This is a genomic window from Halomonas sp. KM007 (assembly GCF_050709225.1).
GTDB lineage: Bacteria > Pseudomonadota > Gammaproteobacteria > Pseudomonadales > Halomonadaceae > Vreelandella > Vreelandella hamiltonii.
The window spans coordinates 2,279,290-2,304,740 of sequence record NZ_CP136131.1; the positions used below are offsets into that span (position 1 = coordinate 2,279,290).

The 25,451-nt window shown below is 59.8% G+C and carries 26 protein-coding genes; 12 read left to right on the plus strand and 14 right to left on the minus strand.

Annotation, left to right across the window (positions count from 1 at the left end; genetic code table 11):
* Positions 1–196: 196 nt before the first annotated feature.
* The 7 genes from frdA (at position 197) to RVM27_RS10765 (ending at position 6,976) form a co-directional block, all read left to right on the plus strand.
* Positions 197–1,984 (plus strand): fumarate reductase (quinol) flavoprotein subunit, encoded by a 1,788-nt coding sequence (gene frdA, locus RVM27_RS10735; protein ID WP_172515708.1) that lies wholly within the window; start codon positions 197–199, stop codon positions 1,982–1,984.
* Positions 1,981–2,715 carry a succinate dehydrogenase/fumarate reductase iron-sulfur subunit gene (locus RVM27_RS10740; RefSeq protein ID WP_284453452.1) on the plus strand — a complete coding sequence of 245 codons (735 nt, stop codon included), beginning with the start codon at positions 1,981–1,983 and terminating at the stop codon, positions 2,713–2,715. The genes frdA and RVM27_RS10740 overlap by 4 nt, the downstream gene beginning before the upstream one ends.
* A gap of 180 nt (positions 2,716–2,895) precedes the next feature.
* The gene (locus tag RVM27_RS10745; protein ID WP_172514991.1) at positions 2,896–3,297 is read left to right on the plus strand and encodes a fumarate reductase subunit C; all 402 of its coding nucleotides are present in this window, start codon (positions 2,896–2,898) and stop codon (positions 3,295–3,297) included.
* The gene (frdD, locus tag RVM27_RS10750; protein WP_172514990.1) at positions 3,294–3,689 is read left to right on the plus strand and encodes a fumarate reductase subunit FrdD; all 396 of its coding nucleotides are present in this window, start codon (positions 3,294–3,296) and stop codon (positions 3,687–3,689) included. The genes RVM27_RS10745 and frdD overlap by 4 nt, the downstream gene beginning before the upstream one ends.
* 64 nt (positions 3,690–3,753) lie before the next feature.
* On the plus strand, positions 3,754–4,614 hold the full coding sequence (menB, locus tag RVM27_RS10755; protein ID WP_081138766.1) for a 1,4-dihydroxy-2-naphthoyl-CoA synthase: 861 nt from the start codon (positions 3,754–3,756) through the stop codon (positions 4,612–4,614).
* A complete protein-coding gene (gene menC / locus RVM27_RS10760) occupies positions 4,614–5,585 on the plus strand; it encodes an o-succinylbenzoate synthase (RefSeq protein ID WP_498956549.1) in 972 nt (323 codons plus the stop codon). The genes menB and menC overlap by 1 nt, the downstream gene beginning before the upstream one ends.
* Complete coding sequence (locus tag RVM27_RS10765; protein WP_498956550.1) at positions 5,582–6,976, plus strand: AMP-binding protein; 1,395 nt, start codon at positions 5,582–5,584, stop codon at positions 6,974–6,976. Before menC ends, RVM27_RS10765 begins: the two co-directional genes overlap by 4 nt.
* Before the next feature lie 8 nt (positions 6,977–6,984).
* Here RVM27_RS10765 and RVM27_RS10770 read toward each other — a convergent pair whose 3' ends face one another.
* Genes RVM27_RS10770 through RVM27_RS10790 form a run of 5 tightly spaced genes read right to left on the minus strand, consistent with a single transcriptional unit; the run spans position 6,985 to position 12,315 of the window.
* Positions 6,985–8,400 (minus strand): amidase, encoded by a 1,416-nt coding sequence (locus RVM27_RS10770; protein WP_058578178.1) that lies wholly within the window; start codon positions 8,398–8,400, stop codon positions 6,985–6,987.
* Between the two features lies 1 nt (position 8,401).
* Positions 8,402–9,673 carry a Zn-dependent hydrolase gene (locus tag RVM27_RS10775; RefSeq protein ID WP_498956551.1) on the minus strand — a complete coding sequence of 424 codons (1,272 nt, stop codon included), beginning with the start codon at positions 9,671–9,673 and terminating at the stop codon, positions 8,402–8,404.
* Positions 9,674–9,691: 18 nt separating this feature from the next.
* Positions 9,692–10,522, minus strand: a complete 831-nt coding sequence (locus tag RVM27_RS10780; protein ID WP_054645199.1) for a FadR/GntR family transcriptional regulator — start codon at positions 10,520–10,522, stop codon at positions 9,692–9,694.
* Between the two features lie 14 nt (positions 10,523–10,536).
* Positions 10,537–12,057, minus strand: coding sequence for a sodium:solute symporter family protein (locus RVM27_RS10785; RefSeq protein ID WP_498956552.1), 1,521 nt, complete (start codon positions 12,055–12,057; stop codon positions 10,537–10,539).
* Between the two features lie 15 nt (positions 12,058–12,072).
* Positions 12,073–12,315, minus strand: a complete 243-nt coding sequence (locus tag RVM27_RS10790; RefSeq protein WP_193461471.1) for a hypothetical protein — start codon at positions 12,313–12,315, stop codon at positions 12,073–12,075.
* A 306-nt stretch (positions 12,316–12,621) separates the two neighbouring features.
* On the opposite strand from RVM27_RS10790, the gene aptA reads away from it, so the two are divergent.
* The 4 genes from aptA to RVM27_RS10810 all read left to right on the plus strand — a co-directional run bounded on the left by aptA (position 12,622) and on the right by RVM27_RS10810 (position 16,982).
* Positions 12,622–13,995 carry an aspartate aminotransferase family protein gene (aptA, locus tag RVM27_RS10795; RefSeq protein ID WP_498956553.1) on the plus strand — a complete coding sequence of 458 codons (1,374 nt, stop codon included), beginning with the start codon at positions 12,622–12,624 and terminating at the stop codon, positions 13,993–13,995.
* Between the two features lie 30 nt (positions 13,996–14,025).
* Positions 14,026–15,522 (plus strand): CoA-acylating methylmalonate-semialdehyde dehydrogenase, encoded by a 1,497-nt coding sequence (locus RVM27_RS10800; protein ID WP_498956554.1) that lies wholly within the window; start codon positions 14,026–14,028, stop codon positions 15,520–15,522.
* A gap of 111 nt (positions 15,523–15,633) precedes the next feature.
* On the plus strand, positions 15,634–16,254 hold the full coding sequence (locus RVM27_RS10805) for a TetR family transcriptional regulator C-terminal domain-containing protein (protein WP_498956555.1): 621 nt from the start codon (positions 15,634–15,636) through the stop codon (positions 16,252–16,254).
* Positions 16,255–16,316: 62 nt separating this feature from the next.
* Positions 16,317–16,982, plus strand: coding sequence for a histidine phosphatase family protein (locus RVM27_RS10810; RefSeq protein WP_498939191.1), 666 nt, complete (start codon positions 16,317–16,319; stop codon positions 16,980–16,982).
* A gap of 44 nt (positions 16,983–17,026) precedes the next feature.
* Here RVM27_RS10810 and speB read toward each other — a convergent pair whose 3' ends face one another.
* The 7 genes from speB to RVM27_RS10845 are packed head-to-tail and all read right to left on the minus strand — an operon-like array spanning position 17,027 to position 23,163.
* Positions 17,027–18,022 carry an agmatinase gene (gene speB / locus RVM27_RS10815; RefSeq protein WP_498939189.1) on the minus strand — a complete coding sequence of 332 codons (996 nt, stop codon included), beginning with the start codon at positions 18,020–18,022 and terminating at the stop codon, positions 17,027–17,029.
* A gap of 10 nt (positions 18,023–18,032) precedes the next feature.
* Positions 18,033–19,322 carry a M20 family metallo-hydrolase gene (locus RVM27_RS10820; RefSeq protein ID WP_498956556.1) on the minus strand — a complete coding sequence of 430 codons (1,290 nt, stop codon included), beginning with the start codon at positions 19,320–19,322 and terminating at the stop codon, positions 18,033–18,035.
* Between the two features lie 21 nt (positions 19,323–19,343).
* Positions 19,344–20,063, minus strand: a complete 720-nt coding sequence (locus RVM27_RS10825; RefSeq protein WP_230478424.1) for a DUF1989 domain-containing protein — start codon at positions 20,061–20,063, stop codon at positions 19,344–19,346.
* A 40-nt stretch (positions 20,064–20,103) separates the two neighbouring features.
* Positions 20,104–20,922, minus strand: coding sequence for an amino acid ABC transporter ATP-binding protein (locus tag RVM27_RS10830; RefSeq protein ID WP_144980796.1), 819 nt, complete (start codon positions 20,920–20,922; stop codon positions 20,104–20,106).
* Positions 20,909–21,616 (minus strand): amino acid ABC transporter permease, encoded by a 708-nt coding sequence (locus tag RVM27_RS10835; protein ID WP_498275252.1) that lies wholly within the window; start codon positions 21,614–21,616, stop codon positions 20,909–20,911. Before RVM27_RS10835 ends, RVM27_RS10830 begins: the two co-directional genes overlap by 14 nt.
* A 13-nt stretch (positions 21,617–21,629) precedes the next feature.
* Positions 21,630–22,286 carry an amino acid ABC transporter permease gene (locus tag RVM27_RS10840; protein WP_144980790.1) on the minus strand — a complete coding sequence of 219 codons (657 nt, stop codon included), beginning with the start codon at positions 22,284–22,286 and terminating at the stop codon, positions 21,630–21,632.
* A 49-nt stretch (positions 22,287–22,335) separates the two neighbouring features.
* A complete protein-coding gene (locus RVM27_RS10845; RefSeq protein ID WP_144980788.1) occupies positions 22,336–23,163 on the minus strand; it encodes a transporter substrate-binding domain-containing protein in 828 nt (275 codons plus the stop codon).
* A gap of 160 nt (positions 23,164–23,323) precedes the next feature.
* On the opposite strand from RVM27_RS10845, the gene RVM27_RS10850 reads away from it, so the two are divergent.
* Entirely contained in the window at positions 23,324–24,307 is a 984-nt protein-coding gene (locus RVM27_RS10850) for a LysR family transcriptional regulator (protein ID WP_498956557.1), read from the plus strand.
* On the opposite strand, the gene RVM27_RS10855 is transcribed toward RVM27_RS10850, so the two are convergent.
* Together RVM27_RS10855 and RVM27_RS10860 are read right to left on the minus strand one after the other, a co-directional pair.
* Positions 24,294–25,169 carry a PhzF family phenazine biosynthesis protein gene (locus RVM27_RS10855; protein WP_498939185.1) on the minus strand — a complete coding sequence of 292 codons (876 nt, stop codon included), beginning with the start codon at positions 25,167–25,169 and terminating at the stop codon, positions 24,294–24,296. The two genes, RVM27_RS10850 and RVM27_RS10855, sit on opposite strands and share 14 nt — an antisense overlap.
* The gene (locus RVM27_RS10860) at positions 25,156–25,377 is read right to left on the minus strand and encodes a DUF1127 domain-containing protein (protein WP_498956558.1); all 222 of its coding nucleotides are present in this window, start codon (positions 25,375–25,377) and stop codon (positions 25,156–25,158) included. Before RVM27_RS10860 ends, RVM27_RS10855 begins: the two co-directional genes overlap by 14 nt.
* Positions 25,378–25,451: the final 74 nt, after the last annotated feature.

The following is a 25,451-nucleotide window of genomic DNA, read 5'->3' on the forward strand; positions in this document are numbered from 1 at the left end:
GGCAAGTCGCGGTTTATTTGATCTATATCAATCATGCTTTAGATCAAGGCCGAGGGCCTGTCGGGCTGTGATAACGTCGCTTCATCAGCAGGGCGGCAGGCCGTGCGCTGGCCGGCGTCGCGTCATGAGAATTGCGTCATGAGAAGTCCGTAATGAGAATTGCGTCATGAGTAGTGCAGCCGCACAGGGGGGTGCCATGCAGCAGCAGGATGTGGATATCGTCATCGTCGGCGGTGGGGGCGCGGGCCTGCGGGCCGCCATAGCGGCCGCCGAGCAGGCCAAGCAGGGCGGTCACGCGCAGCGCATTGCGCTGGTCTCCAAGGTGTATCCCATGCGTTCCCACACGGTGGCGGCCGAAGGGGGCGCGGCGGCGGTGACCAGTGACGAGGACTCGTTTCAGGCGCACTTCGACGACACGGTTTCCGGGGGCGACTGGCTGGTGGAGCAGGGCGTGGTGGACTACTTCGTGCGCCACGCCTATCAGGAACTGGTGCAGATGGAGCGCTGGGGGTGCCCCTGGAGCCGCCAGCCCGATGGCCGCATACAGGTGCGCCGCTTTGGTGGCATGAAAACGGCGCGCACCTGGTTTGCTGCCGACAAGACCGGCTTCCATATGCTGCACACGCTGTTTCAGACCTCGCTGAAATACCCCGAGATCGAACGCTTCGACGAGTACTTCGTGCTGGACCTGGCGGTGCACGAAGGGGCCGTGGTGGGCGTCATTGCCCTGCAGGTCGCCACGGGAGAGCTGCTGCTGTTGCGTGCCAAGGCGGTGGTGTTGGCCACCGGCGGGGCGGGGCGGCTGTTTCGCTTCAACACCAATGCGGGCATCGTCACCGGTGACGGCATGGCCATGGCCTACCGCCATGGCGTGGCGCTGCGCGATATGGAGTTCGTGCAGTACCACCCCACCGGCCTGCCCGGCTCGGGCATCCTGATCACCGAAGCGTGCCGGGGGGAAGGCGGTATCCTGCTCAACAATGAGGGTTACCGCTACCTGCAGGATTACGGCCTGGGGCCGGAAACCCCCTTGGGCAAGCCGGAAAACAAGTACATGGAGCTGGGCCCTCGAGACAAGCTTTCCCAGGCGTTCTGGCAGGAGCAGCAAGCCGGGCGCACCGGCAAGTTTGGCGACAGCGACGTGGTCTATCTCGACCTTCGTCACTTGGGCGCCGACTATCTGCATGAGCGCCTGCCGTTCATCTGCGAGCTGGCCAAATCCTATATCAACGTCGACCCCGTCAAGGAGCCGATCCCGATTCGGCCTGCGGTGCACTACACCATGGGCGGCATCGAAACCGATCCCCAGTGCGAAACGACCATTGCAGGCCTGTACGCCGCCGGGGAGTGTGCATCGGTGGGCCTGCATGGGGCCAACCGGCTGGGCTCCAACTCGCTGACCGAGCTGCTGGTCTTTGGCCGATTGGCCGGGGAGCAGGCCAGCCAGCGGGCCGCCCACACCGACTGGGTGGCGCTGCCGGTCTTGCAGGCGCAGGCCCAGCGGCAGCAGGCGCGGCTGGCCACGCTATGCGATGGCCAGGGCAGCGGTGAATCCTGGGTGACGCTCAAGCACGCCATGGTGCAGGCCATGGAGAGCGGCTGCGGCATTTACCGCACCGAAGCAGGCATGCAGCAGGCGTTGGACACCCTCCGCCAGCTGCGCCAGCGCTATGCCCAGGTGCGGGTCAGTGACACCAGCAAGATCTTCAATACCGAGCTGCTGGAGTGCCTGGAGTTTGGCTACGGGCTGGAGATCGCCGAGGCGTCGTGTTTGGCCGCGTTGGAGCGTCGCGAATCCCGGGGTGCCCACCAGCGCCTGGACGAGGGCCTGCAGGCCCGTGACGATGTGGGCTATCTCAAGCATAGCCAGGTGTTTTACCAGGGTGACGCGCCCGCCGAGCTACGCTGGCAGGCGGTGGATACCCGCTTTTCGGCTCCGGCCGCGCGGGTTTACGGGGATGCGGCCAAGGGAGGCAAGGCATGAACAAGCACATCAGCATCAAGCGTTACCTGCCCGACAGCGCAGCGGAACCCTACTGGCAAACCTACGACGTTGCGGTGGAGGACAGCACCTCGCTCCTCGACGCGCTGAACCATATCAAGGAGCAGCAGGACAGCACGCTGAGCTACCGCTGGTCTTGCCGAATGGCGATTTGTGGCTCCTGCGGCGTCATGGTCAACGGCATTCCCAAGCTGGGCTGTAAAACCTTCCTGCGCGACTACTCTGGCGAGATTCGTATCGAACCACTGGCGCACTTCCCTGTTCAGCGGGACCTGGTCGTGGACATGGCGCTGTTCCTGGAGCACCTGGCGGCGGTGAAGCCCTACCTGATCGAACAGGACCCGGTGCAGACCTTCGATCCCGGCCAGGCGCAGCCCCACACACAAACGCCCGAACAGCTGGCGCGCTATCGGCAGTTTGCCAACTGCATCAACTGTGGCCTGTGCTATTCGGCGTGCCCGCAGTTTGGCTTGAACCCGGAGTTTCTGGGGCCTGCGGCGCTGACCCTGGCGCACCGCTACAACCTGGATAGCCGGGACCAGGGCAAACGCCAGCGCATGGCGCAGCTCAACCGCCATGATGGTGTCTGGAGCTGTACCTTCGTGGGCTTCTGCTCGCAGGTATGCCCCAAGCACGTCGACCCGGCCGCTGCGGTCAACCAGGGCAAGGTCGAGGCCGCCAAACATACGCTGATCGCGCTGTTCAAGGGGTAGGGGTAACCAAGCCGCGTTGCCGTGCGGCAGGTTTCCGCGAGGGCGCTGTGAACCCATCCATGGGCGCTACTTTCGCCATCCTTGGCGAAAGACCCTCGCTACAACCTGCCCCACTCAACGGTATCGGATATCCGTCACTAACTGAGATAGCTCAGTTAGAAAAGGTGTAGGAGATTGGATATGGAAAAATCATCATCACAACGACTGCCGTCCTTGAAGCGCAACTGGTGGCTGAAGCACGGTTTCTTCAAGCGCTATATGCTGCGCGAAGCCACGGTGGTGCCGCTGGTGTTTTTTATTCTCTGCCTGTTGGCAGGGGTGTTCGCGCTGTTGCAGGGCCCGGCGAGCTGGCAGGGCTGGGTGGCCTTCATGGGCTCGCCGCTGGTGCTGCTGCTGAACGCGCTGGCGCTGGTGGCCAGCCTCTATCACGCGGCCACCTTCTTCGTGCTGTTTCCTCGGGTCATGCCGCTGCGCGTGGCGGGGCGCAGCGTGCCCGCTGGTGCCATCGTTGCTGGCCAGTGGGCGGGGGTCGTGGCAGTGGCGGTCGTGTTGTTCTGGCTCTTGGGGAGGGGCGGCGCATGAAAACCTCACATCAAAAAGCACCCTTGGGTCAGCCTCGGCAAGCCTATGACGAACCCCTGTGGTGGGGGCTGTTCAGTGCCGGGGGCGTCTGTTTTGCCGTGGTCTTGCCTGCGGTGATTCTGTTCATCGGGCTGTTGCTGCCGCTGGGCCTGCTGCCCGCCGAGGCGCTTGGCCACGAGCGGGCCTCCCGCCTGCTGTTCAGCCTGCCCGGCGTGCTGTTCATCGGCGCCGCCGTGTGCTTGCCGCTGTTTCATGCCGCCCACCGGCTGCGCCATGGCCTATTCGACCTGAGCCTGGGCCAGGACACTCGCAACAAATGGCTGATGTACGGCCTGGCGGCCCTGCTGAGCCTGTTGGCGCTGGCTCTGGTGATCGTGGGCTGGCTGCGCTGAGGCCCGCCCGCGAACACGACCGTATCAAAAAGAACGCACACCCCTGATAAAGCACGAGGTCAGCATGATCGAAGGACTCACGGAACAGGCGCTGTATGCCCCCATCAAGTGGCAGGACGCCTCGCAGGAGTACCAGGACATCCTCTATCACACCGCTGAAGAGGGTATTGCTCGGATCACTATCAACCGCCCTGAGGTGCGCAATGCGTTTCGCCCGCAAACGGTGAGCGAGATGATCCATGCCCTGGGCCGCGCGCGCCACGACAGCGCCATTGGCGCGATTCTGCTGACCGGGGCGGGCGAACAGGCCTTCTGCTCCGGGGGCGACCAGCGCATTCGCGGCGACTACGGCGGCTACCGCGACGAGGCGGGCACCCATCACCTCAACGTGCTGGATTTCCAGCGTGACATTCGCACCTGCCCCAAGCCGATCATCGCCATGGTGGCGGGCTACGCCATTGGCGGTGGCCATGTGCTGCACATGATGTGTGACCTGACCATCGCCGCCGATAACGCCGTTTTCGGGCAAACGGGCCCCAAGGTGGGGTCGTTTGACGGGGGCTACGGGGCTTCCTACATGGCGAGAATCGTCGGCCAGAAAAAAGCCCGTGAAATATGGTTCCTGTGCCGACAGTACAGCGCCGCCCAGGCATTGGAGATGGGGCTGGTGAACCACGTGGTGCCGGTGGCCGAGCTGGAGCGAGAGAGCGTGCGCTGGTGCCGTGAAATGCTGCAGCATAGCCCCATGGCGCTGCGCTGCTTGAAAGCGGCGCTGAACGCCGACTGCGACGGCCAGGCCGGGCTGCAGGAGCTGGCGGGTAATGCCACCATGCTCTTCTATATGACCGACGAGGGGCAGGAAGGGCGCAACGCCTTCAATGAAAAGCGCCGCCCGGACTTCTCGCGCTACCCGCGCAACCCCTGATGGCGCTGGCGCTTTACCGCTACTCGCTACCGTTTCGCCAGCCGCTGATGTTCAAAGGTCAGCGGTTGGCGAGCAGAGAAGGCCTGTTGGTCACGATCAACGGCCAGTGGGGCGAGATAGCCCCTTTGCCTGGCTTCTCCACAGAAACCCTCGCTGACGCCACCGCCGAGAGCCTGGCCTGCCTGGCGGCTATAGAGCGCGGTGAGAAAGCCAAACCAACGTTACCTTCAGTACAGTTTGGTTTCGACTGCGCCCGGCACCGCTGGCCTGCTTTCCTGCCTGCTCCTCTGCCGCCCTACCCATTGCTGCAGGGCTCCCCGCAAGCGCTGATGAGTGCACTGCCGGAGCGCGTGGCCCAATGGCAGGCTGCTCCACCAGAGCGCATCAAGCTGAAGGTGGCCCGCTACTCGAGCGATGCGGAGCTGGCCTTGATCACAAGCCTCGCCAGATGGCTACCCAACACGCGGCTGATCCTCGATGCCAACGGTGGCTGGCAGCGTGAGCAGGCACTGCGCTTTTGCCAGCAGCTCTCGCCTGCCCAAGTCGATTACCTGGAGGAGCCCTGTGCTACGCTGGCCGACAGCATCGCCGTGGCGGACGCCACGGGCATCGACATCGCCCTGGATGAAACCCTGCAGCGCGGCACTGCCTGGGCGCCGCACCCCCGGCTGGCCGCGCTGATCATCAAGCCGACGCTGATGGGCGGGTTCGCAGCTTGCCAGGCGTTGGTTCAGCGCGCCAGAGTCCACCGCTTGCGGGTGGTGATCTCATCCAGTTTCGAATCTCAGTGGGGGTTGGGGCAGTTGAGCTGCCTGGCCCGGCAGTGGGCTCCCGAGGAGCCTGCGGGGCTAGATACCGCCCAGGCGTTCAGCGAATCACTTCTCTCGCCAGCCGGTGAGTTGCGGCACGCGCGGCTGCACTGCCTCTACCACGCCGCCGCTGGCGACGACCGCAAGGAGCTTTCCCTGTGACCGAGACGTGCCCCATTCACTACTGGGCCCAGCAAACGCCGGAGCATATCGCGGTGGAGGCGGGCGCGGTGCGCCTGAGCTATCGCACGTTGAACCGGCGCGTGGCATCCCTGGCCCAGCAGTTGGCCAGGCAGGGCCTGATGCCGGGCATGCCCCTTTTGGTACCCACCCGAGGGTCGTTGCAGGGCGTGCTGCTGGCCTGGGCCTGCCTGCGGGCAGGGGTGGTGTTCTGCCCGCTGAATCCGGCGTTCCCCGTGGCTCAGCAGCAGGCGCTGGCGCGGCGGATGCAGGTCACCCGGGTGTGCCAGCCGGAGAGCGACTTTGCCTACTCTTCCGAGCTGCCGCTGATTTCCCTCGACTACCGTGCGGAGGCCGACCCCGGCGAGCCACCGGTCTTGTACGCGAGCCAGCGCAGCAACACCATCCTCACCTCCGGCTCCAGCGGCCCGCCCAAGGCGGTGCTGCACCGGGTGGGCAATCATCTGGCCTCGGCGCGGGGTTCGGCGTCGCTGATTCCTGTGGATCCGGATAGCGGCTGGCTGCTTTCGCTGCCGCTGTTTCATGTGGGAGGCTATGCCATTGCGTTTCGGGTCTTTCTGGCCGGGGGGCGGCTGGTGCTGGACGATGCGACTCGCCCGCTGGCCGAGCGCCTGATGCAGCAGCCTATTACCCATCTTTCATTGGTGCCGACGCAGCTTTGGCGGCTCTTGAGGGAAGGCTTCGACCCTCGACACACCCAGCTCCGTGAGCTGCTACTGGGGGGCGCGGCCATTCCCGCGCCGCTGGTCGAACGCTTGCAGCGCCTGGGGCTGACGCCCAAGGTCAGCTATGGGCTGTCGGAAATGGCCAGCCAGGTGTGCACCGGCTCGCCCTCCGCCCCTGGCGTGGTGGGGCAGCCCTTGCCGGGGCGTCAGGTGCGGGTGGTGGACGGCGAAATTCAGGTCAAGGGCGACACGCTATTCTGCGGCTATCTGGCCGATGGCGCGCTGGACCCTGCCGTTAACGACGAGGGCTGGTTCGCCACCCGTGACCGGGGCTACTTCGACGACCAGCAGGCGCTCGTCGTCGAAGGGCGGCTCGACAACGTATTCATTTCCGGCGGTGAAAACATACAGCCAGAGAGCATCGAGCAGCGGCTGGTCGACTACCCGGGCGTGGCCCAGGCGCTGGTGGTGGCCGTGCCGCACCCGGAGTGGGGCGAGCGCCCGGTGGCCTTCATCGAGCCGCAAACCGATCCGCTCTGCCACAAGGCCCTGGCCGCCTGGGTGCGCGAGGCACTGCCGGGCTTCATGGTCCCCGATGCCTGGCTACCCTGGCCGCCGCAGGTGGCGCTCAAACCCTCGCGCAAACAGTTCGCCGAGTTGGCACGCAGGCAGTTGGCTGACGTTTAGCCTTTGCGTCAGGCCTGTTCTGGGAGCGCATATTCAGGTGGCGTCAATGGAGGCAAATAACGCTCAAGCAACTGTGCAGCGTGCAGCACCTTGAGGTCCTGGTATTTTCCGGCCACCAAATGCAGGCCCACCGGCAGCCCTTGCTGATCCAGCCCGCAGGGAAGGGAAGCGGCGGGTTGCTGGGTCAGGTTGAACGGGTAGCTAAACGGCGTCCAATCCATCCAGTCGCGGTAGCGCCCGCCCGGCGGCACGTTGTGGCCTGCCGCGAAAGGCGCGATGGGCATGGTGGGCGTAACCAGCAGATCGTACTGCTCATGAAAGGCGGCCATGTGGGCGGTCAATTCGCTGCGCTCACGCCTGGCAGCGAGGTAGGCGGAAAGCGATACGTCTTGCCCGCGTCGTGCAATCTCCAGAAAGCCAGGGTCGAGCGCTGCCTGCTGCTGTTCATTGAGTTTTTCGAGTGCCTGCGTGGCTCCTGCAAACCAGAGCGTATTAAACGTTTTAAGCGGATCGCTAAAGCCTGGGTCTATGCGTTCTACGGTGGCACCCAATGCTTCTAAATATGTGATGGCTTCCTCGACTCGTTGGGCAATATCCGGCGCTACGTCTACATAGCCAAGGTCAGCACTAAAGGCGATGCGCCAGCCCTTTAGGTTAGCCGGTGGCGGCGTGAGCCAATCTGGCGCTCTGGGATTGCCTGAGTAACCATCCCGAGTATCGGGCTGGGCCATGACGCTGAGCATGAGGGCGCTGTCACGTGCAGTGCGTGTCATGGGCCCTAAGTGAGACAGCGTACTCATGGTGCTGGCAGGCCACTGAGGCACCCACCCGAAGGTGGGTTTAATACCGAACGTGCCGGTAAAGCTGCATGGAATACGAATGGAGCCGCCCGCGTCGCTGCCTTGATGAAGCAGGCCCAGGTTGAGCGCCGCGGCCGCTCCCGCGCCGCCGGATGACCCTCCCGGCGTTAGCTCCGTGTTCCATGGGTTGCGGGTAATACCGTGCAGCGGATTGTCGGTGACGCCTTTCCAGCCAAACTCGGGCGAGGTGGTCTTGCCAATCACGATAGCCCCGGCATTGCGCAGGTGACGGCTGATGGGTGCGTCTACCTCCCAGGGGCCATCCGGTGCCGTGGTCGTCGACCCCAGCCGAGTCGGCAGCCCTTTGGTCAAGGTCAGATCCTTGATGGTCACGGGAATCCCGTCCAGCGGCCCGCAGGGCGCCCCGGACTGCCAGCGCCGAGTGGACTCGGCGGCTAATTGGCGGGCCTGTTCTCCGTTGACACAGCTGAAGGCATTGACCCTGGGGTTATCTCGTTCGATGCGGGCCAGGCAGTCCTCCACCAGCGCCCCCGGCGAGAGCGATCCCTCTCTGAAGCGCGCCAGAGCGTCCACGGCCGTCAGGGTTGCTAAGGTATCTGCCATGCTATTCGCCATCCTCGACACCTGCCGCTTCCAGCATGGCGTGCAGCAGCACGTTACAGCCTGCGTGGACGTGTTCGGGCGTGGCGCTTTCGATCTCGTTATGGCTGATGCCATCCTTGCAGGGAATGAAGATCATCGCGGCGGGGGCAACACGGCCAATGAACATCGCGTCGTGGCCGGCTCCGCTGATGATATCCATGTGTGACAGCTGAAGTTTTTCAGCGGCTTGTCGGACGCTATCCACGCACGTTTGATCGAAATGCTCAGGCGCAAAATCTGCAGTGGGTGTGAGCTCGTATTCCAGCCCGTGGCGTTGGCAAATGTCTTCAACGGCGGTCGTCACCGCTTGGCCCATGGCGATCAGGGCCTCGGGTTTCCAGTGGCGCATGTCCAACGTCATTTTGACTTGGCCGGGAATCACGTTGCGTGAGCCCGGGTGCAGCGTCATGCAGCCCACCGTGCCGCGCCCGTGGGGTTGGTGCTCATGGGCAATCCGGTTGAGTGCTTGAGTGACTTCTGCGGCCCCCATCATGGCATCCCGACGAAGGTTCATCGGCGTCGGTCCTGCATGAGCTTCAAGCCCTGTGAGAGTCAAGTCGAACCACTTCTGCCCAAGCCCACCGATAACAACGCCAATGGTGGTGTCGGTATCTTCGAGAATGGGGCCTTGCTCGATGTGTGGCTCGAAATAGGCTTTGATCTCGTCGGGGGAGACCTCATCACTACCGCGATAATGAATTGCGTCTAAGGCATCGCTGACCGTGACACCATCGGCGTCGGTGCGCGCCATCATGGCATCGAACGCCAGTTCGCCGGTAAAGACGCCAGAGCCCATCATGCAGGGAGGAAAGCGGCAACCTTCTTCGTTCGTCCAGGCCACCACTTCGATGGGCGAGCGCGTGGTGATGTTGTGCTGGTTTAGGGTGCGAATCACTTCAAGGCCAGACATGACACCGAAGCAGCCATCGTATTTACCGCCGGTGGGTTGGGTATCTAAGTGGCTGCCCGCCATGACTGTTTTGGCACTGGGGTCGCTGCCTTCCCGGCGGGCAAAGATATTGCCGATATTATCGATGCGAATCGTGCAGCCCTCGGCACGACACCACTGAATGAACAGGTCGCGGCCCTGGCGGTCTAGATCGGTCAGCGCCTGACGGTTCACGCCGCCCTTGGGCGTGGCCCCTAGTTTAGCCATCTCCATGAGCGACGCCCAAAGGCGGTCGCCGTCAGTGAGTAGGTCGGACTCTTTGATGGGCGTAACGTAGGTATTCATTTCACTCTCCTCGCAAAGTTAAACGGATGTGTTTTCCGTTAGTAAGTCGTGCAGCTTGGAACGGTGATTCTGATGAGTGGGTGAGTCGTTGCTGACCAGCATCTGTACCGCCATTTCTGCTTCCAGTGCACTCATGTGATGTTCAGCATCGGCCATGTGCTCGGCCATGATCTGTCGCACACGTGGGGCATCTTCAGCGCGGTAGGCATCCACTAGCTGTCGGTGGTAATCCTGGTTGGCGTGGTCGAATTGCTTTCGCTCCGGGACGTAGGCTTTTTTGATCACCACCAAATCGCGCAGCATGTCGTTCAAGAACTGGCACATGAATGCGAGCAATGGATTCGGGCAGGCACGGACCAGCAGCTGGTGAAACTCCAGCTCTAGAAAACGTTGGTGCCGGTGATCCTCTTCATGACTCGCACAGCAGGCGCAGGCCGACATATTGGCTTCCAGCTGTTGGAAGTCCTGCTCGCTGAGCTTACCCACCACGGAGGCCGCCAGTTCTACTTCCAGCAGTTTGCGTAACTGGTACACCTGCTTACCATCCAACTGCTGGAAGTGCAGGAAGTTACGCAGCATGCGGCTGGCGGGCTCCATGCTGGGCTGGTTGATGACCGCGCCTCCTTTTGGCCCGGTTTTTAACGTGATGAGCCCCTCGACCTCTAGGATCTTGAGCGCTTCGCGCACGGTGCCCTTGGCGCTACCGTAAAGCTCCATCAGCGCTTTTTCGTTGGGAAGCCGGTCACCTTCCCCCAGTGACTCTGCGGCTATCCAGCGCTTGATGTCGTCGCTAATCAGCTCGGCAAGCTTGGGTCTGCGCGGCGAGGTCGAAACAGGGGCTTGAGTCATCAACCCACTCCTTATTAGTGGTTAGCGCTTCGGGTGATTTCTGGCGTATAGGTGGGCAAGCGCTCTGGGTGGTACTCGGCATCATAGTCATGGCGTGCTTGGGTAAAGCGTTCCACGACGGCGGTGTCGCGGCGGTTCAGCACGTGGCTGAGCCCTACGAACAGCGCTGCATTCAGCAGCAAGCCCCAGACCCCGGCGTGGTAGCCAAAGGGGGCGCTTAGCGGGCCAAAGGTCATGAGCAGGACACACGCCACCCCCGCCCACAAGCCCACTAGTGCGGCCGTGGGATGGGCTTTTTTCCAGGTGATGGCACCGAGGGTGGGAATGATCAACTGGGCCGTGCCCGCCAGTGCTGCAATGCCGATGGTGACCAGTACGCCCGGCACGGTCAGCGCCATGACGTAAGCAGCCAATGAGAATCCCACCAGCGAGAGACGGCCGATGTAGACGATACGTGCCTGGGTGGCATCGCGGTTCACGTAGCGTTTATAGATATCCATCGTCACCACGGTGGATACCGCGTGAATCTGCGAGTTGGCCGTAGACATGGCCGCCGAAGCGCCCGCCGCCATGATCAGCGACGCGAGCAGGTAAGGCGCATACTCCATGAGCATGATGGGTAGAATCTGGTCAGGGTTCTCTACGTTGGGTTCGAGCAGCACGCCTGAATAGCCAGATAGCACCGAGCCTACGTAGGCAAAGGCCGCCAACCCCAACAAAAATGGCATTAGGTTAAACAGTTTGCCGTGTTTGACCGAGTACATGCGCAGCCAGATTTGCGGGCCCATAAAGGCACCGATGGCGGTAATGGCAAACAGCGAGAACCACATGGGGTAGCCCATCGTGCCGTTCGGCCCTGGCATGGTGAGATGCTCGGGGGAGCTTTGCTGAAGTTGGCCGAACAGCGCCGTTGGGCCACCCACCTGGGTCGAGATGTAATAGCCTGCATAGAGCATGCCGAAGAACAGCAGCGCGCCATAGATCACGTCGGTCCAGGCAATGGCGCGAATGCCGCCAATCCACACATAGATAATGATGATGAAGTAGAAAAGCAGGGCCGCTAGCCAGAAAGGAATCAGCCCGCCGGAGGCGACTTCGATTAAGTATGCGCCGCCGGTTAGCTGGATCTGCAAATAAGGTACGGTGAAAATCAGCGTAATCGCCGCCACGGTAATACGCAGCGCTTCGCTGTTATAAAAATCACCGATCAAGTCTGAAGGCGTTAAATAGTTGAATCGTTTGCCTAAAAACCACACCCGTTTGCCTATCCAGTAATACATGAAACCAAATAGGAGGTTCCAGGCTAATGCCGTCAGAAATACCGGCCCGTTGGTATAGAAGGTGGCATTAGAGCCGAGGAACGCAAACGCGCTCCACCAGGTGGCCGCGACGGTGAAGAAGACCGCGATACTGCCCATGGCACGGCCCTGAACGAAAAAATCCTCGCTGGTTTCTTGTGATTGACGAGCGGATAAAACCCCCACCATCAAGGGAATGATCATAAACGCTGCAATGATGATTAAGCTGCCGGTCATGGTGACCCCCTTTTCTTACCGCTGCTGAGTGGCGTGGATAGTGGAAGGCTCGGGGCTGCCCCAGTTGGTGAAATAAGCCACCAAAAACAGCGCCGTTAATACGAACCACCAGAACAAGTTCCACACCAGCAGAAAGGGGAGACCCATCACCGTGGGCTCTATACGGTTGGCCAGCATAATGAGGGGGCTTTCCAGCATGATAAAGCTGAAGAGCATGCCGCCATATAGAGACAGCTTTAAGGGAGTTAAGTATTTCATAGCAAGGTAGCCCTTTGTTTATATTGAAATTGTGAGCATTGATGGCAGTGCACGCAGCCAGCGACAGCGCTAGTGAGCGCATTCGCTAAGTGAGTGCAACTGAGGCGTGTTCCACTGATTTGTTGTATTTATTCGTATAAATATAAGAATTAGGCGCTTTGAATCGTCCCGTCAAGATGGGTATGCGCTGTTTGATACTCTATTACGTATGAGTTTTCTAACGTGAGCGAAAGAAAAGCATGATTTTATAAACGTAGTGGGTGGCGCATGCTGAGGGCATGTCTCATAGCGACGGAGCTGGACACTATGTTTGGTTTAAAAAGTAAAACAACCGCCCAGTCAGCGGAAAAGACGGCTGAGCAGCCTGGATCAGGCGCCGCCCTCAACCAGCATTTCTGGATGCCGTTCAGCGCGAACCGCGATTTCCGCGCCAACCCGCGCATGATTGCGGGCGCCGAAGGGCGTTATTACATCGATGACCAGGGGCGCAAGCTGTTCGATTCGCTCTCTGGTCTGTGGACCTGCGGGGCGGGACATAACCGGGAAGAGATTCAAAAAGCCGTGGCGGCGCAGCTAGGTACGCTGGATTTTGCCCCCGGCTTTCAGATAGGCCATCCGCTGGCGTTCAAGCTGGCAGAAAAGGTCGCCAGCCTCACGCCTGCTGGGCTGGATCATGTGTTTTTCACCAATTCCGGCTCAGAAGCCGCCGATACCTCGGTCAAGATGGCCAAGGCGTATTGGCGGTTGAAGGGGAAGCCGGAAAAAACCCGCATGATTGGCCGCGCCAAGGGCTACCACGGGGTGAATATCGGCGGCACCAGCCTGGGGGGCATTGGCGGTAACCGCAAGCACTACGGCCAGTTGATGGACGTGACGCACCTGCCCCATACGCTGCAAGCGGGCCATGCGTACACCCGTGGCCAAGCGGAAACCGGTGCTGAGCTGGCCGATGCGCTGCTGGATCAAATCGCACTGCACGATGCGTCGACCATTGCCGCCGTGATCGTGGAGCCCATGTCGGGCTCGGCGGGGGTGATCGTGCCGCCCAAGGGCTACTTGAACCGGCTGCGGGAAATCTGCACCGCCCACGATATTCTGCTGATTTTCGATGAAGTGATTACCGCCTTTGGCCGCAGTGGGGCGACCACCGGTGCCGAAGCGTTTGGCGTCACGCCGGACATCATGAACGTGGCCAAGCAGATCACCAATGGGGCGGTGCCCATGGGGGCGGTGATCGCCTCTGGCGAGATTTTCGACACCTTCATGCACGCCGGTGGCCCGCAGCATGCCATCGAGTTTCCCCATGGTTACACCTACAGCGCTCACCCCGTGGCCTGTGCCGCTGGCCTGGCGGCGCTGGAACTGTTCGAGCGTGAGGACTTCCCCGCGCAGGTCAGTGCGATTGCTCCGGTGTTCGAGCAGAAGCTGCACGCCCTGAAAGGCCGTCAACATATCGTCGATATTCGCAACTACGGCCTGGCCGGTGCCCTGCAGCTTGCGCCGCGTAACGGCGACCCGACGATTCGCCCCCGCGATGCCCATATGGCGTTGTGGGAAGCCGGTTTTTACGTGCGCTACGGCGGCGACACCCTGCAGTTCGGCCCTCCCTTCGGCACCACGGAAGCCGAGCTTGAGCGTTTGTTCGATGCCGTCGCCAGTACCCTGGATTCCCTGGCATAACCCTGGCCCACCCTGTTTCGGAGTTTCATGATGAGTGTTGTTTCCCACCTGATTAACGGTGAGCTGGTGGAAAGCCAGCGTACGCTGGACGTGACCAACCCCTCCACGGGCAAGGTGGTTCGCCAAGTGGCGGATGCCAGCGCGGCGGATGTGGAGCGGGCGATTGCTGCGGCTCAGGCGGCGTTTCCTGCCTGGCGTGATACGCCGCCCGCCAAGCGTGCCCAGGTCATGTACCGCTTCAAGCAGCTGCTGGAAGAGCACGCCGACCGCCTGGTGCAGCTGGTCAGCGAAGAGCATGGCAAGACGGTGGAAGACGCCATGGGCGAGCTGAAACGTGGCATCGAGAACGTCGAGTACGCCTGCGGCGTGCCGGAGCTGCTGAAAGGCGAGTACTCCCACAACGTGGGGCCGGGCATCGATGCCTGGTCCAACTTCCAGCCGCTGGGCGTGGTGGCGGGCATTACCCCGTTCAACTTCCCCGCCATGGTGCCGCTGTGGATGTACCCCATGGCGATTGCCTGCGGTAATACCTTTATCCTCAAGCCCTCCGAAAAAGATCCGTCGGCCGCCATGGCCGTGGCCGAGCTGTTGCAGGAGGCCGGGCTGCCCAAAGGCGTGATGAACGTGGTGCATGGCGGTCGCGAAGCGGTAGAAACCCTGCTGGATGCCAAGGCCGTGAAAGCCATTTCGTTCGTAGGTTCTACCCCCGTGGCAGAGGCGATCTACTCCCGTGGCTCGGCGGCAGGCAAGCGCGTTCAGGCGCTGGGTGGCGCGAAAAACCACGCGGTGATTCTGCCGGACGCCGACCTGGAAAACGCCGCCAACACGCTGATGGGCGCCGCCTACGGCAGCTGCGGCGAGCGCTGCATGGCGATCTCGGTAGCGGTGTGCGTGGGGGATGAAACCGCCGACCGTCTGGTCGAAACCATGCTGCCCAAGATCGCCCAGTTGAAGGTGGGCCCCGGTACCGATAAAGGCCTGGATATGGGCCCGCTGGTCACCGCCGAACATCGCGATAAAGTGCTTGGGTTTATCGAAGACGGCGTTAACGCTGGCGCTTCGCTCGTGGCGGATGGGCGCGGCCTGAGTGTCGCTGGCCATGAAGAGGGCTATTTCGTCGGTGGCTGTCTGTTCGATCACGTCACTGCGGAGATGCGCATTTATCAGGAAGAGATCTTCGGGCCGGTACTCTGCGTGGTGCGGGTCGGCAGCCTGGACGACGCCATGCAGCTGATCAACGACCACGAATACGGCAACGGCACCTGCCTGTTCACTCGTGGTGGCGAAGCCGCCCGCCGCTTCACCGACGGTATCGAAGTGGGCATGGTGGGGGTCAACGTACCGCTGCCCGTGCCGGTGGCCTACCACAGCTTTGGCGGCTGGAAGCGCTCGCTGTTTGGCGACCTCCACGCCTACGGCCCAGACTCGGTGCGCTTCTACACGCGCCGCAAAGCGGTTTCCCAACGCTGGCCCTCCGTCAGCGAAGCCACACGGGCGGAGTTCTCGTTTCCCACCAACCAGCGTTGACGCGATGCGCTAACTGCGCCATCTTCACTGCACCACCGCCTGTATCCTCGTGGGGCGGTGGTGCAGTTTTTGGTGTGTATTGTGAGCGGACGGTTGCAAAGGGACATCAGCGTGGCGAGAACACAGGACGAAATACGGCAAACCAACGTCAAGAAAATCCTTCAAGCGGCGGAGCAGCTGTTTGCCGAAAAAGGCTACGCCGGTGCCTCCATGGGCGACATTGCCCAGTTGGCCGACCTGCCAAAGTCCAACGTGCACTACTATTTCTCGACCAAAAAGGCGCTCTACCAGGAGGTGCTGCTGGCGCTGCTGGAGGTGTGGAAACAGGACGCGCTCTGCTTCGAGCTGTACGACGACCCACGGGTGGTGCTCTCCACCTACATTCGCGCCAAAATGAATCATTCCCGCTACCGCGCCCACGGCTCCAAGATCTGGGCGGCCGAAGTGATGCAGGGCGCCCCGATTCTCAAGGAGCGGCTGCGCGATAACCTCTATGAATGGGCCAAGCTGAAAGAGTCGAAAATTCGCGAGTGGATCGACTCCGGCCAAATCAACCCCGTCGAGCCTTCGTACCTGCTTTACATGATCTGGGCCTCCACCCAGCACTACGCCGACTTCGACTATCAAATCTCACTGCTCAACGACGACAAACCGCTGGACGACCTGCAGTTCGAAAAAGCCGTGCAGTCGGTGACCTCGGTGATTTTGAGAGGGATTGGGTTGACGGCTTGAGGAGTGCGTCACGATGTTCGGGTGTGATGTTCCGTGATCCCAAAACAAAGGGGCATGTTCCAATGGCAAGAATTCTGCTTGGGCTTCTCGCGATACTGGCTGTAACCAGTGTCGGTGCTCAAGGTGCTTATGCTCAGCCAGCCGTTCAGGCATTCAGCATTGAATCCGACGAGGGCACAGCACTGTTGGAACGCCTTCGTGAAGGCGGGCTGGTGATGTATATCCGCCATGCCGATACCTCTGGGCAGCAGTGCGATACCTATAACGATAGCGCCGGGCGAGAGGGGCAGCGCAATATCTCATCAATGGGCCGCGAACAAGCGGTTGAGCTAGGTAAACGGATCGAAGAGCTGGGCATCCCTGTCGAGGAACCTATTTTGTCTGGCCCGGTGTACCGTGCGCGTGATACCGCTGAACTGGCGTTCGGTGTCGAGAGAGTGAGCGTGACCGATAGCCTGCTCGCGGATGATTATTCCCGCGGTCGTCTCGACTGGGTTCTGTCTGAACATCGACGTCTGTTTAGCGAGCCAATGGCGCCGGGAAAAAATCGCGTACTCGTGGGCCACCGTACTCCGGCTCAAATGATTTTCGGAAATGTCCTCTCCGGCACCAGCCTGCCGGAAGCGGGCGTGATGGTGTTGGCGCCGCGCGGGGCGGAAGGCAGCGACTTATTAGGCGTTCTTGAGATTGTGCCGGCGATTAATGGCGGTAATCCACCATGTTTGTAGCACCCGCGTAATGACGCTTTGCCAAGTTGCCGATGGCTAAAGCGTCATCGTGTGTGCCCTTCACCAGTTGCCACCTGCTCAGCCATCAAGCACAGCAGCTCATACATGATGGTCGCCCCCAGCAGTGCTGTATTTCCCGTGTGATCAAACGGTGGAGAGACTTCCACCACATCGGCACCGATCAGTGGTAGGCCGCGAAAACCTCGCACCAGTTTGAGTGCCTGCAGGCTGGTAAGTCCGCCGACTTCTGGTGTACCGGTGCCAGGCGCGAACGCGGGGTCGATGCTGTCGATATCGAAGGAGAGGTAGACCGGGCCACCTCCCACCACGCGCTTAGCCTCGCTGATAACCGCTTCAATACCCAGTGCATCCACTTCCTCCATAAACATCACCCGCATGCCAGTTGCATCGGAGTAGTCCCAGCCTTGGGTGGTGTTTTGTGCGCCGCGAATACCGATCTGCACCGTGCGTTTAGGGTCAATCAAACCGTGCTCACAGGCGAGCCGGAAGGGGCCTCCGTGGTGAAATTTGGAGCCCTGAAATTCATCCCAGGTGTCGGTATGGGCATCGATATGGATCAGTCCTACTGGGCCATCGGCCGCTAAGCCCCGCAGAATGGGATAGGTGATCGAGTGGTCGCCACCAATACTGAGCGGCATAACGCCCGCACGACGAATAGCGGAATAATGATCGGCAATATCGTTAGAGACCTGCTCAAGGTCGTAAATCGATGAAAAGCGAACGTCGCCGATGTCAGCAATTCGCGCCTGAGCCATGGGATCCTGGCGGGTAATATGGTGCAAGCTTCGCATCATGCTTGATTGATTGCGAATTTCACGAGGTCCATGGCGGGTGCCGGGACGATTGCTGACGCCGCCATCAAAAGGAATGCCTACCAGTGCAATATCAAGTTCATCCAATGAGTCGGCTAGCGGCGCACGTAAGAAGCTGGCTATTTCACGATAGCGTGGCTCCTGGTGTGGTAGGTAGCTTTCGCCGGTGGCGGCATTGCGGCGAGTGCCACGGGTGCCTTTTGCCATGTCGCTCTCCTTATTGGCTCAAGCTCGCCAGGCTGGCGGCCAGTAACTGAGTGCCTGCGACAGCGTCGTCGAGGTTGGTGTGCTCATCGGGGTGATGGCTCAGGCCATCGCGGCAGGGTACAAACAGCATGGCTGTCGTGCAGTGCCTGGCGAGATGAATGGCGTCGTGAAAGGCTCCTGATACAAAACGTGGCGCAGCCATGCCCAGTGCGTTTGCTGTGTTATCAAGCAAGGCGGTGAGTGTCGTGGGAAAGGCGACGGGCTCGACGCGCGATAGCGGTGTCAGGGTGGCTTGGCACCCCGCCCAGGTTTGCTGAGTGAGCTGATTGAATTCGGCTTCCAGCGCTTTTAGCGTGGCCGCTTCTGGGTGGCGTAAGTCGATACTGAAGGTCACTTGGTCGGGAATGGTATTCACCGAACCAGGGCCAACGGCGAACTTGCCAATGGTAAAGCGTACTCGGTCTTCGCTGTCTTTCGCGCTTTCTCGTAATGCCGTGGCCAGTGCGCAGGCGCCCTCTAGCGCATCGCGGCGCATGGCACGCGGGGTGGTGCCTGCGTGGTTAGCGTTTCCAATGACCGTGACTTCAAACCAACTGACGCCTTGAATACCTTCGACAACGCCCACTGCAGCACCGCTGCGCTCCAGAATGGGGCCTTGCTCAATATGCAATTCCAGAAAGGAGTGCATGGGCGTTGCCAAAGGGCGGCGCGGTACACCGGCGGCGTCCAGTTCTGCCAGGCAAGTATCTAAAGCATGCCCAAGGCTTACGCCTTCACTGTCTTTGACTGAGCGCGTTTCCTCCAGGCTACGTACACCACAAAAGACTGCGGAACCGGAGGTGCCTGGTGAGAAGCGCGCGCCTTCTTCATTGGTCCAGCTCACCAGTGATAGCGGGCGGCGTGGAGCAAACCCCGCTCGTTTTAGCGCGCGAAGCGCCTCGAGCCCGGCCAGCACGCCCAGCGCCCCATCGTACTTGCCGCCGGTCGGCTGGCTGTCCAAGTGACTTCCCGTGACGACGGGATCGAGCGTAGGGTCGCTACCGGGTACGTCGAGAAACACGTTGCCGATGGCGTCCACGCTTGCCGTTGCCCCCAGTGCACTGGCCTGCTCAATGAGCCACAGCCTGGCCCTGGTATCGTTATCGTCGAGCGCAAGGCGCGCCACACCACCATCTGAACGAGCACCAAATTTGGCCACCGTTGCCAAGTCATTGGCTAAACGCTCTGGGTCGACTGCGCCTGCTATCGCCTTGATGTCGGCCAATGCGCGGTCAGCTGGATACGGGGTATGGCTTTGCATGGGGCTCTCCTGACGGATTTGTTATTCGTACACTTCGAAATGTACCTCGACAGGCACACAGTCTGCACCGTTGATGGGAATGATGTCTTGCGGGCAGGCGGACATTGCGACAATACAGTCCATCTCAGCGCGCAGCTCGACATAGTCGCCAGCTTTTGAAACGGGTGGGCACCAGTCGACCTTCATCTGCGCATTCACGGGAATGTTCATCCATAAATTGAGCGGCTGGGGCACCTCAGGGACATCTACGCCGATGGCTTTCATGGCTAACCTCAGGTTATCGGCGCAGCTGTCGTGATAGCCCTCGACACCCAGAGTCATATAGCGGAACAGGTCGCAGGCGGCCATCAGCGTATCGTGAATGCCTGGTGAGGTGTCGGCGGTAAGGGTCATGATCGGACGGCGACGATTGCTGATCAGTGGGTCGCCTACCTGGGGAATAAGCGCGCTCAGCCAGGCACGGCCGTGCTCCCAGGACATGAACTCGTTGATGTTATCGGTGCTGAACGCCCAGGTATCACACACTTGGGTGCCGTGCGTATTGATGATACGGATGGTTTGCCCAGCCTTTAAACGTACCGCTCGCCCGCCACGGGCGGCGACTTCGTAACGTTTGCCTAACACTGGCGTACCATCAGGGGAGATGGGGTTTTCAAGGCTGTGGTTATGGCCGCAAGGTTCGCTGTTACTGCGCGGCAGTTGCTCGATGCGGGCGTGGTCAAAGCGTGTATCAGAGTTCATGTGATGCTCCAGGGGAGTGAACGATGTTTCGGTGGCAGAATCAGTCGATATGGCGCTCGCGCCAGGTGTTGAGAAACTGTTGAAGGCGTTCGCTTTTGGGTTGACGAAATAGAGTGTTGGGAGGGCCGCTCTCTACTACGCGACCTTGATCCATAAAAATCACGCGATCAGCGACTTTGGCGGCAAAGCCCATTTCGTGGGTAACGATCACCATGGTCATGCCGTCTGCGGCAAGCGCTTTCATGACATCCAGCACTTCGCCGACCAATTCAGGGTCAAGCGCCGACGTGGGTTCATCGAAGAACATGACGCGGGGCTTCATGGCCAGGGCTCGGGCAATGGCCACGCGCTGCTTCTGGCCACCGGAGAGACTCTCTGGAAAGTGCCCTGCGCGGTCAGCAAGGCCCACCTGTTCGAGCATGGTCATGCCAGCTACATCAGCATCGCTGCGAGACAGCCCATTGACCAGACGCAACGCTTCGGTGACGTTCTCAAGTGCCGTGCGGTGGGGCCATAGATGAAAGTGCTGGAACACCATGCCCACTGGGGCGCGCACTTCGTCCACGCGCCTTTCGCTGGTGCGCACACGCTTGCCGCTACGATCCTCATAGCCCAATAATTGGCCGTCGATATAGACGCTGCCGTGATCGTAGGGCTCCAAAAAAGCCAGACAGCGCAGCAGGGTGGATTTACCAGAACCGGAAGGGCCTATCACACAGACCACTTCGGAAGGCGCAAGGCTGAAGTCGATGTTGGACAGCACTTCCAGCTCGCCAAACTGCTTACTGATACCGTGAGCCTCGACAATAGCTTTGCGAGGGCTAGGCGAAGGTGTCGAGAGGGTCTCAGCCGTTGGCATGGGCAGGGTCCTTGTGGGCGTTCTTGTGAGAGAGGTGGCGTGGTCGACGATTGGCCAAGCGTTTTTCCAGCGCATAGCCACCTCGGGCGACCAGTTCAATCATTAGCCAGTAAAGCAATGCAACCGCCAGGTAAGGTTCGATGACCTGGAACGTCTGATTGACGATCGTGGTAGCGTTTTTGGTCAGATCATCCACTGAAATGATCGAAATCAGAGCAGACTCTTTCACCAGGATGATCAGCTGGTTGGTGCTTGGCGGTACGATCAGGCGGGCCATTTGAGGAATCTGAATGCGTATTAGCGCGTGCCAAGGGGAGATGCCGAGCATTCGCGCTGCCTCCAGTTGGCCTTTGGGAATGGATTTGAAGCCACCACGGTAAATTTCCGCGAAGTAGCCTGCGCCATACAGCCCAATACCGAAGACACCGGCAACTTCGGCATCAAGCCTCAGACCAACACTGGGGCCGCCGTAATAGAGCAAAAACAGCAGAATAAGTAACGGTGTGCCACGGCATATCTCCACGTAGCAAGCTACTGGATATCCGAAAAGGCGTGGGTTAGCCAGCCGTAGCGCCGCTAATACCAGCCCCCAAGAAAGGGCGAGTAAGCAGCCTAAAAAACATATCCATAGCGTATTCCACAGTCCTTGCAGAATCAGGCCGCGCATTTCCCAAAGCAGGGCAATATCGAACATGACGGACACTCCCCTATTCGGTGGCTAGGCCGCCGTTCATACGGCGTTCCAGGTAAGCACTGATGCGTGCCAGTACAAGATTGACGGCGAGATACAGCATGGCCGCAGCAAGGTAGGTCTCTAGCGGCTGAAAAGTACGCGACACGATCTGTTCGCTGACACGCATGAGCTCCGTCACCGCAATCACTGAAATCAGCGACGAGTTTTTGAGAATCGTGATGATCTCGTTGGTCAAGGGCGGCAAGGTCAGGCGAAACACCTGGGGCATGATGATGCGCCGCCGTATTTGCCAAATGGAGATGCCTGCCATACGTGCCGCTTCTATCTGCCCTATGGGAATATGGCTGATACCACTGCGGAAGATTTCCGCCTGAAAGGCCGTTGTATTGAGCGTTAACGTCAAAATAGCGGCTGAAATGGGTGCGATCTCAATACCGATGTCGGGCAGCAAGTAATAGACCAACAACAGTTGCAACAAAATGGGGGTGCCACGCCAAAAACTGCGGTAAAGCCCGCAAGGCCAACGTACCAAGCGGTAACGGCTGGTCAAGCCAAAGGCCAGCAAAACGCCAAGTACCAACCCCAGCGCGATGGCGGAAAGCGAGACCACCAGAGTGGTGGTCAAGCCTTTGAGCAGCACAGGGTAGTGGTTGAGTAGAATCTCAAACATGGTGCACCCTTAAAGAGAAACGAATCGGCTGAGCGAACTGCGTGCCGTCTTACTCGGTCGCTGGCAGTTCCAAAGGCAGATCCATCGGGCCACCGAACCATTTTTCCTGTAGCTCATTGAGTGTGCCGTCTTCATTGAGGCGTTGAATTTGCTCATCCATAAACGCATTCAGCGAAGCGCTTTCTTCGTCGTTACGCCCAGCCCAGCTGAAATAGACCGGATCGCCGAAGGTGCCGACCACCTCAAATACGTCCGGGCGGGTACGCTCTGCTTCGAGCAGGTTAGGAAGACTATTGATCACTACATCAACACGACCGGTACCCAGCTCAGCGTAGGCTTCATCGACGCCTGTGTAGGTTCGTATGTTGGCAATGGGTGTACCTGCCTCTTCAAGTTCAGCCGCCAAGGCTTCCAGAGCGGCCAACTGGGCAGAGCCCGATTGAGCGGCGGCTACTTTGCCAGCAAGGTCTTCAGGTGAGTTGATGTTCTCTTCGCCAGCGCGTTTGAGAATGGCCATGGTGGCATCGGCAATAGGAGCGCTCAGGTGGTAGCGCTCCATACGCTCCGGGGTGGCGGTGACCGAGGTAATCACGTAGTCGAAGCGTTCGCGCTCCAGGCCCGGCAAAATACCTTGCCAAGGTAGATCCATACGGATCAGCTCGACGCCTTCCAGCTCTTCCATGATGTATTCCATGATATCGGCGGAGTAGCCGACGATTTCGCCGTCTTCTATATATTCAAACGGGGCGAAGCGTGCTTCCGTGCCTACGGTGAAAGTACCATCAGAGCGTATGTCTTCTAGCAAATCACTATGGGCAGTGGAGGCAAAGCTGACGCCAAGTAGGAGACCTGCAGTAATCGTTGGAATGCGTTGCATGGGGATGCTCCTCAGAGTGGTGATACTCGAATCAAAAGGCGAAGGCCTGTTGAACAAGAACACCTTGAGTAAAGCAGGCGCTATGCAACAATAAAACTGTTATCTTTAGATGTTCGTACCCATTTTATTGATGTGATTTGCACTAACGTAGGGCACGCTAATGAAGCTCTCAGCCGCCGATCTCAAGAGCCTTTCCGTTTTCCTTGCGGTGACCGAACATCGTGGTTTTGCCGGTGCACAAACAGCGCTGCATATGAGCCAATCCGCTATCAGCTTTCACATTCGGGCACTCGAGGAGCGGGTAGGGTTCACCGTATGCCACCGGGGTCGACAAGGATTTGAGCTGACTGAGCGGGGTGCCATCGTATACGAGCGCGCAAAGATGTTGCTTTCATCCGTAGACGATTTTGACAGCGAGATGAGCGAGTTGCGTAGTGCGGTTTACGGAACATTGCGCTTGGGTGTGGTGGATAACACCATCATGGATATCGATCTTGATCTGCAGGGCGTAATTGGTGAGTTTCTGCGCAAGAACCCTAAAGCACGGCTCAATATTACGGTAGGCAGTCCTGACCGCTTGATCGGGGAAATCGCCAATGGTGCCGTGCAACTCGGTATCTTGCCGGAAACGGCGCAGATGGAAGGCTTGCAGCATCGGCAGGTCTATACCGAGGTACACGGGATGTACTGTGCAACAAGGCATCCGCTTTTTCATCATGATAGCGCCCAGTTAACAGTTGCTGATGTGATCAAGTTTCCCTTCGTAGTTCGTCCTTATGCCAATTTGCAAGAACTGAAAAGCTTTCCCAATGCCAAGGTGGGTGCCCATGCCTCCAATATGGAGGCGCAGGCGCTGCTTATTCTAAGCGGTCATTTTATTGGAAACTTGCCCCATTATTATGCCAACCATTGGGTAGAGAGAGGGGAGCTCAAAGCGCTCTTGCCGGACCAGGTCGAGATTGCGTCACCTTTTTGTGTAGTGACTCGGGCTGGGCGTCGTCCATCGCTCATTGTGAGAAGCTTCATTCAGGAACTGGTGGCCAAGCTTTGGCAGAAGTCGCATCTCGTCGATGAATATAAAGGAGATGAACTGCTGGCTCATGCTGCCACGATGGCCGACAAACCGACCCCTAATGGGCATTGAGCCTCATGGTTCCCTTGCCCACCAGAACGGCGTGCCCTCCCACTTGCACATGCCCAGCTTCGAGCTGACCATTCGCAGCCGTTTCGATGATGCTGGGACGGCCCATTTCAATGCCCTGATGAATCGTGCAATGCAGTGCGTCGCTGGTGAGCGATGCCAGATAGTGGGTCAGGGCGGCGGCGGCACTGCCGGTTGCGGGGTCTTCGCAAAGGCTGGCATGCATGCAGAACATGCGGCTACGAACCACCGTGCGGGTCGCCTCGTGTCGTTCGATGACGTAAAGATAAACCTGGGGGGCCTCGCTGGTCATCACGGCACTGGCCCAAAGTGCCGATGAAATGCGGATGTTCTCCAGCGCCTTCACATCGGCCAGCTCGATCAAATGAAAGGGCAGCCCCAGGGAGGCCATGACGGGGTCGCCTATCACCTGATGGATATCGAGCCCCAGCAGCTCAACGGCCGTCAGCCGGTCGATCGGGCTGGCGGCCAGTAGGGCTGGTTGCGACGTCGTGAACATGGCCTGGCCGTTTTCGTAGCGAACCGTCAGCGCACCAATGGGTGGGTGAAGCACCAGGGGGTGAGCGGGGTTGGCGAGTTCCAATGCTGCCAGCAAGTGTGCAGTACCCACTGTTGGGTGGCCTGCAAACGGGAGTTCTCTCGTCGGCGTGAAAATCCGCATCGGATAATGGTTCGTTTGCGTGGCGGCACTCAAAAACACCGTTTCTGCCAGATTCAGTTCATTGGCCAAGGCCTGCATGGTGGAGGTGTCCAATTCATCGGACGCCAGAAAAACCGCGAGCGGGTTGCCGGTAAATGGCTGCTCGGTAAAGACGTCCAGCAGGTAGTAGTCAGCACTTTTCATGGGGAGTCTCCTCAAGGGACGTATGTTTCCAGAACGCTTTATGGCCTTCTTGGGCTGCCTGGGCGCGGGTGATACCAATATCCTCGAGCAGCCGGTCATCCAGGGTCAGTAGCTGGCGGCGGCTACGGCGGCTACGGCGGTAGTGGCGGTACTGATGCAGTTGGAGACGTAGCTGACAGCGGAGCTGGGCAAGACTGAAGCGTGGCATGGCGAATCCTCCAGAGGCATGACGGTGGGTTGCAGGACTAGATTATTCGGCGCCGTTTCTTTGATACAGACATA